Source organism: Vreelandella sp. L-15 (assembly GCF_056857635.1).
The window spans coordinates 1-7946 of sequence record NZ_JBSXNN010000070.1 but is presented as its reverse complement, the minus strand read 5'-3'; the positions used below and the strand labels follow the sequence as shown (position 1 = coordinate 7946).

The window sequence follows — 7946 nt, the reverse complement described above, 5'->3', positions numbered from 1 at the left end:
ATCACGGCGCAGCGTGTCGGTATCGCTGAGGTCGATCCAGCCCATCGCACGCTGCAGCACCAGGGTACGCAACTGGCTGGCCAGCGAATGAAGGATGCGCAGCGGGTGGCGTCGATCGACCAGATTGTCTTCCAGCGCCTCAATCACGCCGCTGTTGTCGAGGGCCTCACGCAACAGCAGAGCGCCGCTGTCGCTGGTAGTGCGCTGGCCGCTCAGCTCAACACGGACAGCGCCGTTGCATGAGGGCGTCCAGGTGGATAGGCTTTCACCCATAGCGGATGGCTCTCTTGGTTCAGATTCTTGCCGGAACGTTCTGATTTCTCAAGAGAATACCATCCGCTATCTTCGTTTTCAGGTCGGCCTCATGAATAAGGCGGGCTCATAGAACCGATCTCGCCTCTCCTTGTTGCCTCCTCCCCAGCACCCCTCTTTCTCGTCTTCCCAGGACAGCTTGATCTGCATGACCTCTGCGGTGGGCCAATGCTTGGCCCATGCGACGGTCTTTGCCATGAGGTATGTGCCAACGCGGTGACCAAGAAGATCGATCATGCGGAGAATGATGTCTCCACCAGGGCTGCATTCCCCGTCAGTGAGCTTGATGCGCTCCGGTTCCCCTTTGCTACCCGGCGAGTAGCAGGCAGACCAGGAGAACTGATTGATGCCAAACAGGGGATGCTCGCCGATGCGTCTCACCGTGAGCGTGAGCTGTCGATCCTGGCCCACTTGCTGCTCGCTGCGCTGGATGAGAAGTCGTGCTACGGGGTCGGGGCTATCCGAGCACTTCGGATGCCAGACCTCGATCACCCTGTCATCGCTGATGCTGGCGCCTTGGTAGTCGTCCCTGAGGCCTTCAGAAGGAGGGTGCATGGTGTGTCGCTCTGTCTCCGATTTCGCATGCGAAACTGCACCCGCTACCTTACCACCACGCTCCCGGTCGAGTGTCAGTCCTGCCTCTACCTCCTCTTGAGACCTGCATCCGCAGGAATGTGAGAGAACCAAGAGAGAGAAGCAATCATGGAAACGATCGGCGATCGTCTGGAAACCGTTGTCTTCACCCGCAAGAACGGGAACCACGGAGAGTACCTGGGCACTGAGCCTGGCGTGTTCGCTGTGGTGCGAGTAGATGGCCAAACCTTCAAGGTGCGGTACGGCGTGGATCTTGATGCGCCGTGGTGCTGGGAGGTTGAGCATGTAGCGAGCGGCCTTGCCGCCCGCGGCTGCAAGCGCTGGGATCTTGGCATGGCGACTGAGCGACTGACGCGCCTTGTCATGCGCCAAGGTGCCTGGGAGCCTTCCTGGAGCATGACGGAAGTGCCGATGGAAGCCTTCCTTGCAGCTCAGTCCATGGGGGTGCGTGCTCATGTTTGAGGCTACTGACCTGATCCACTCGTATACCCGTAGCGATGCCATCGCAGATGGGGATCTGATCGAAGTCAACGAAGCCGCCAAGGAAGCAGGGTTCAAGGTGCCTGTCGCCCTGACCACTGCTGCCTGGCATGAGCTGGTGGCTTGGGACCAAGCTGCTAGGCCACATGGCCCGCTTCAAGATGAGGCAGGCCGCTTGTGGGATGTTCTGTCGCTCGCGGTTCATGCCGCACGCAAGGAGCGAGACTCGCCCGTAGTCGAGTACACGGTGAGAGTCATGGAACCGCTGGAGAACGGCCCACGGGTTGTTCCCAAGCGTGCCGTGATGCACATAGGCCCTGGAGACAACCTTGAGCCGGTGATCACGATCATGCTTCCCGGGGAGGACTGACGCGCTCGCGTCATGCTCCATCCTCTTCCCTCAAACCCCTGTCAGCCTTGTGCTGTCAGGGGTTTTCTTATGCGATCGTGGCGATGCGGCCGGGGCATACAGACAGTCGCCACCTTGGCCAGAGTGTAGCGTCAGGAATTCCGCATGCGAAACTGGCGCCATGGAGCAGGCGAGCGACGCTGATGCGATGTGAGGAGGTGCTGTTTTCTTGGCGTGTGGTAGGGTTCTCCTCAACATACGAAGGACACTAGGAGCGGCACTGCCGCGGAGCAGGGTTAGAACGGATCATGACGACAACCAAACGAACAGAACTCCTTTCACGACTTGACCAGCTGAGCGCCCAGGAGCTGAAGGCCTGGCTTGCGAAAGAGCTTACACAGAAACGGCTTGGTGTTTCGTGGGAGCGAGATGCCATCGAGCACGACAAGGCTCTAAATAAAAATATAGTGCTTCCCCGGCTTGATCGAGAAGTCTCGCATCTGCCTCATGAGGATAGCACGGGAAATCTTGTTATTGAGGGTGATAATTTTGATTCACTTCGCCTCCTTAGTGCTACGCACCGTGGAAAAGTGAAAGCGATCTATATCGACCCTCCTTATAATACAGGAGAAAAAGACTGGGTATACAATGATTCATATGTTTCTAAGAACGATCGTTGGCGCCATTCCAAGTGGATGGAATTTATTTACCGGCGAATACTGATTGCAAAAGACCTCCTTTCGCCAGATGGGGTCATGTTTGTTTCAATAAATGACGAAAACAGGTCTCGCTTGGACATGCTCCTGGAAGAGGCGATGCCAGGGAGGCGTGTCGGCAGCTTTGTGTGGCGAAGCCGGACCGGCGGAAATGATACGAAAGGCGCTTTTCTATCGACAAATCATGAGCATGTTTTGGTCTACGCTAATTCGGGTTTTCGCTTTTCTGGCGAAGAGAAAAGTTATTCAATGTATCGATACGAAGATGAGAAAGGTGTTTTTCGTCTGAGTGATCTAACAAAGGCACACACAAAGTCTGAGCGCCCCAATACGTACTATCCGATATATGATCCAGATGAAGATATTTATTACCCATGCAACCCGTCAAGGGTGTGGGCCTACGCAACAAGAAAAAAGGTAGAAGATGGTCAGAGAATCAGAGGTAAAGTCATTGAAGATATGATTTCCGATGGGGATGTATGGTTTCCGCCCAACCAGAGGGTCGAAATTTTTTCAACAAAATCTGAGCTTATCGAAGCGATAAGGAAAGATGATATACCGCATTCCAAGAGAACTCCGCTGCTAACTGAGGACATGAGTGACTTGGATTTCTGGGTGGGGAAGAGGGTCGGCTATGGGCGACCGGCTCTTAAAAAATATAAAGAGGGGTTGAGGAATGAGACTCAGCCTCTATCTTCTTGGCTTACTCCGCGGCAAGAGGGAGATACCGTAGATATATCTTCCAATATGCCAATAATTGGCACTACTGATGAAGGCTCCAAGCGTCTTCGAGAGCTTCTGGGGAAGAATGCCTTTCCATATCCAAAGCCCCCCTCTCTGATCGGAACTTTGCTTTCTCAATCAACGCGCGAAGACGATATTGTGCTCGATTTTTTTGCCGGGAGCGGAACAACTGGTGAGGTTGTTCTTCGTCTCAATCAGCAGGATGGTGGAAATAGGAGATACATTCTCTGCTCGAGCACAGAGGCTACGCCTAGGCGTTCCGAACATAATGTATGTCGTGATGTATGCGCCGAGCGGCTACGGGCTGTCAGCGAGGAGCTTAAAATGGAAGACGGCCTACCTCGCCACTTTGCCTATCTCACGCTTGATCTTGTGGAAGAAGCGGATCTCGACTTTGAAGGTGAGGCTGAGCATGCTCACGCTCTCGTATCGCTGCGTGAGCTGAGACAGATCCGGCAACACTCAAGCGACGACGACATTCTGGTTGCCGCAGACGACAGCAGCGCGGCCATACTGGTTTGTCGCCGTGTCACAGAGGATGTCTTATCCCGCCTGGCCTCGTGGCCTGCGGAGCGCATTATTGTCTATTCTCCGCGCCCGGACTCGGTGCGCAGCGCTGTTGAAGAGACGCGCACAGTCGAATCCTATCCGCTGGATGATGCCTTCCGCCGCGCTCAAGGTGTTAGGAAAGCCGTTGAGGAGGTTGCCCAATGACCCTCCCCGCGGCGCGCTCACTTTCAGAGGAAATTACCACAGGGCAAGGTGCGTTGCTTGTCCCTGAGGAGTTTCAGACAACTCTTATCAACAACATTACTGATACCATTCAGGGTAGCGGTGAGCCGCCGTGTTTGCTCAGGGCGCCCACTGGATCAGGGAAGACATTTATACTCTCGCGTGTCTTAGGGAATGTATCAACAAATCATGACGTGATCTGGTTATGGTTTGTTCCTTATGTGACGTTGTTGCAGCAAACACTGGATGCCCTGGCAACCAATGCTACAGAGCTGAGTGGTCAGCTCCTAAGCAATGGGCTCAACCAGCAACCATCTCCAGGTCAAGTGCTTTTGTCGACAACAAGTGGCGTTTCTCGCGCCAGCTGGCGTAAGGCAGGCTATGACATGGGGGGGGGTGAGAGCGCACGAACGCCCGCTGAGTTCATAGGCTTAGCTCGCTCACTGGGCTATGAAATCGGCGTGATCATTGATGAAGCGCATATAGCTTTGGATGAAGCTACTGAGTTCGGTCATTTTATAAAGTGGCTGGCTCCCAACTACCTTGCTATGGCGACCGCCACACCCAAAAGCCAGAGGATCAACCAGTTTTTGTCGAGTGCCGGAAAATCTAGCTTTGAGTCCTTTGGCGTAAGTCGCTCTGATGTGGTAAAGGCCAGGCTGAACAAGGCTTATATCGAGGCCGTAATGTATCAGCTTGGGCAAGCCACTCATGATGTAGCCGACTTGAAAGTTACCGTGATAAAGCAGGCTTGGCGTCGGAATATGCTTCTTCAGCGTCAGCTGGATGAGATTGGCATCGTGATGGAGCCTTTGCTTCTGGTTCAGGTCGAGAACGGTGAAGGAACCATTGAGGCCGCAGAGAAGATCCTGATGCACGAGTGTGGAGTGTCGCCTCATGCGATTGGGAAGCATTCAGCTGATGCACCAGATCCCGTCATGATGTCTGCTATCGCAAATGACACCACCAAGAAAGTATTGATATTTAAGCAGTCTGCTGGAACAGGTTTTGATGCTCCTCGCGCAGCTGTCTTGGCGACAACAAAATCTGTCAATGATCAAGACTTCGCCATGCAATATGTCGGCCGAGTCATGCGGGTGGCAAAGCCTATCCGGCATGCGTTCACGGATGTCGATGACATTCCTCCAGAACTCAATACGGCCTATATTTATTTGGCTAATGCCGAAGCTCAAGCGGGCTACCAGGCTGCGGTGAATAGCGCTATGGCCGTCAAGAGTCGGCTTGAAGGTGAAACCGAAAAGATGGTCTTGAGGCACACCAAGTCCGGCGCCCAGGCCTTCACGAACCGTCCCACCAGGCAAAAGCCCCTCTCCTACGCTTTTGAAACTCCCACTTCCCTTGGCCAGGAGGGCGGTGGTTCACCCGGGGATGCTTCAGGCACTGGGGCCGAAAGGCGTCATAGCAGTAGTACCGGCACTGGCAAGCAACCCCAGGGAGCCCTTTTTACTGATGATGAGTTGGACACCATCGTGGAGGGTGATCAAGAAGCACCGCGGCCCTCGCCGCAAGATGCTTCTACTGAGAAAGAGCTTGAAGAATGTCTGCGGGCTTATGGTATTCGGCTTTACCACTGCCGCCGCCATCTCCCGCAGGTGCCAATTTCAATGAAGCGTGAGAATCGCCCCAGTGCGCTTGATATGGCGAAAATCACGGAACGAGCAGCGACCCAGGTTACGATTTCTCCAGGCCTGATGCGCGAAGCGCAGCTGGCAGCGAGAGACCGCCTCAAAGAGGTCGAGCGTCACGTCGAGCTAACTCAGCAGAAGGTATCAACTCAATCGGTTCGTATTACGATAGACCGTAATGCGCTGGCCAAGCAGGCAAATGCAGTCATGTCACGCCTGCCGAATGTTGAGCAGGAGGACCGCAAGATCCTTGTCAGCGTTATGGCCAGGCAAACTGAGCCGCACATTCGAGAGGCCCTTGAGGATGCCGATCAGGATGTTGATGACGCCACCATCAAGCGGATGTGCCGCTATGCTGCTCACTGGCTCATCCGTGCCAGCGAGTCGAGGCTGGCAGAGGCCTTTTGGTCCGCGCTTGCTGAGCACGCTGAAACGGCAGATGCGGAGCCATTGCCCGATGCTTTGCTATTTGCTGAAGGAGTGCCGCTACTGGGCTCAGAAAAGCATCTGTATGGCGTCCTGCCGCCTGACTCACAACAGCTCGGGGAGCTGGATCAGCACCTTGAGTACGATGCCCAGCGGCTGATGGACACTTCCTGCTGGAACCTACAGGACCGAGAATTTCGCACGGCCCGTTTTGATTTCACCTTCGCGCTCAATAGCGATGAGCTTCGCTTTGCAGAAGCGTTGGACCGTGCTGATTTCATATCGTGGTGGTTCCGTAATCCTGAAAAAAAGCGCTATGCGGTTCGCGTGGTCCGCGGGGATCACAAAAACTACTTTTACCCTGATTTTGTAGTCTGCCTCTCTCACATTCCTGGCGATACGCCTATACAGCGCCTTGTTGAGACGAAGCACGACATCAAGGATGCGATTCGGAAAGCCCGTCACACCCCTCCCCATTATGGAAAGGTTATGTTCTTGACCCAGGATGGAGGTCGATACCACATCATCAATCAGGACGGCAGTATCGGGGAAGAGGTTGATTTTGCAGACCTTGCGGCAATGCGCGAGGAGTTCAAGCGGACGATTGGAACGGTATCCTGAACAGCGCATGAGGCCCACCGAGACCGTCCCTGTTGTGCGCCCAGTTTCGCATGCGAAATCGAGGCTGGCGGTGTCAGGGCGCCCCCTATCTCCCTGTGAGACCTGCAATCCCGCAGGAATGAGAGAGGAGATAGATCATGGGTACTATGTGCATGCCGATGCCGGCCGACCGGAAAGCCTACCTGGATGACAACTACTCCAGCGGGAGTGGTTCCCATGTTGTGCTGAAGTCGAGCTTTGTGGGCTCTACCTACTACGCTGCGGTCCAGATCACCAAGCAAGGTGAGATGGAGGGCGAGTCCCCGGTGGTCTTCACGATCGCTGCGGTCGCCAAAACTAGCAGCGCCCAGGGTGAGTTCTGCTACAAGTCGATGGATGAGACCGTGGGGCCTGTGTTGTCCCAGTGCCCTCCAGGCATCCTGAAGCTGCTCACGCCGATTGACGAGCTGGAGCGCCTTGGGGTGGTAACAGGTGACTCTCTGAAGTGGGCCAGCGACTGGCGCGAACGCTGCCGCAAGCATGCCGAGAGGAAGAGGCGTCGTGCTCAACTGAAAGAGGGCGATCGCATCAAGCTGCCGTACAAGGTGCGGTTCGTTGGTGGTCTGGAAACCGACACGTTCACCAAGGTGAACTTGCCCCGGCGTCGAAACGTCTTCAGGCCAGAAGGGGATTCCTCGTTCGTGAGGCTTACCTCAAAGCATCTCGACGATGCTGAATTACTCGCATAAACCTTTCAGCCCCCTCTGCTGCTGTTCGCAGCATGGGGCTTTTCCTATGACTGTTCAGTGTTGAAGCTGGCCAACCTGTCTAACTCGCGGTTAGCGGCTCGAAAACCATCAGGATCATTTCTGGCCACGGCAATCACCTCGATGATGTCATCTGCCAACAGCTCCAAATCTTCATCATTTTGGAGCCGAACTATCAGCTTCTTTTTCATATCTTCGGTTACAGGGCCGCGTGCGTAGCGGTGTCTACCAGTAGTGTGGCTTGCCATCGGGCCTCTCCTCTTTTCCTTGCTGTTTGTTATACACAGTCGTCGGACTTGCCTTCGACCACTTCGCCTTCTTCATCGAGAGTGACCCACACCAACTCGGTAGTCTCAAACCGACTGCCGTAATAGTCGCGGGCACCCTGCTCGGTAAACGTCATACCTTGGAGATTCATAAGCATTTTACGGTTCATCGCTGTTTTCCTCGATCAATTGGCAGGGATGGCCGGAGCCTTCACTTCGGCAAAGTGCGTCACCACATCATCGTCAGCAATACGCCCGAAGTTGGCAGAGTCGATGGCATCAAAGTAAGGATGACCGTCAGCATCCTCCTCGAC

9 protein-coding genes are annotated in these 7946 nt (G+C 54.7%); 5 read left to right on the top strand and 4 right to left on the bottom strand.

The features are described 5' to 3' along the window. Positions 1 to 273 (bottom strand): transposase (locus AC13CY_RS10750; protein WP_483052498.1); only part of this gene is annotated, 273 nt, incomplete at its 3' end. Between the two features lie 78 nt (positions 274 to 351). Beyond that, entirely contained in the window at positions 352 to 867 is a 516-nt protein-coding gene (locus AC13CY_RS10745) for a hypothetical protein (protein ID WP_483052497.1), read from the bottom strand. A 147-nt stretch (positions 868 to 1014) separates the two neighbouring features. Between AC13CY_RS10745 and AC13CY_RS10740 the strand changes: the two genes are divergently transcribed. The 5 genes from AC13CY_RS10740 (at position 1015) to AC13CY_RS10720 (ending at position 7348) form a co-directional block, all read left to right on the top strand. Continuing rightward, entirely contained in the window at positions 1015 to 1368 is a 354-nt protein-coding gene (locus AC13CY_RS10740) for a hypothetical protein (RefSeq protein ID WP_022524285.1), read from the top strand. Beyond that, the gene (locus AC13CY_RS10735; RefSeq protein ID WP_253557333.1) at positions 1361 to 1756 is read left to right on the top strand and encodes a DUF6573 family protein; all 396 of its coding nucleotides are present in this window, start codon (positions 1361 to 1363) and stop codon (positions 1754 to 1756) included. Before AC13CY_RS10740 ends, AC13CY_RS10735 begins: the two co-directional genes overlap by 8 nt. Before the next feature lie 287 nt (positions 1757 to 2043). Next, the gene (locus AC13CY_RS10730; protein ID WP_253557332.1) at positions 2044 to 3909 is read left to right on the top strand and encodes a site-specific DNA-methyltransferase; all 1866 of its coding nucleotides are present in this window, start codon (positions 2044 to 2046) and stop codon (positions 3907 to 3909) included. After that, on the top strand, positions 3906 to 6620 hold the full coding sequence (locus tag AC13CY_RS10725; RefSeq protein WP_253557331.1) for a DEAD/DEAH box helicase family protein: 2715 nt from the start codon (positions 3906 to 3908) through the stop codon (positions 6618 to 6620). The genes AC13CY_RS10730 and AC13CY_RS10725 overlap by 4 nt, the downstream gene beginning before the upstream one ends. Before the next feature lie 137 nt (positions 6621 to 6757). Continuing rightward, positions 6758 to 7348, top strand: coding sequence for a DUF6927 domain-containing protein (locus tag AC13CY_RS10720; RefSeq protein WP_253557330.1), 591 nt, complete (start codon positions 6758 to 6760; stop codon positions 7346 to 7348). 44 nt (positions 7349 to 7392) lie between these two features. Here the strand turns inward: AC13CY_RS10720 and AC13CY_RS10715 are convergent, their stop codons facing one another. Next, positions 7393 to 7614, bottom strand: a complete 222-nt coding sequence (locus tag AC13CY_RS10715) for an SH3 domain-containing protein (RefSeq protein ID WP_253557327.1) — start codon at positions 7612 to 7614, stop codon at positions 7393 to 7395. A 29-nt stretch (positions 7615 to 7643) separates the two neighbouring features. Continuing rightward, positions 7644 to 7802 carry a hypothetical protein gene (locus tag AC13CY_RS10710; protein ID WP_253557326.1) on the bottom strand — a complete coding sequence of 53 codons (159 nt, stop codon included), beginning with the start codon at positions 7800 to 7802 and terminating at the stop codon, positions 7644 to 7646. Positions 7803 to 7946: the final 144 nt, after the last annotated feature.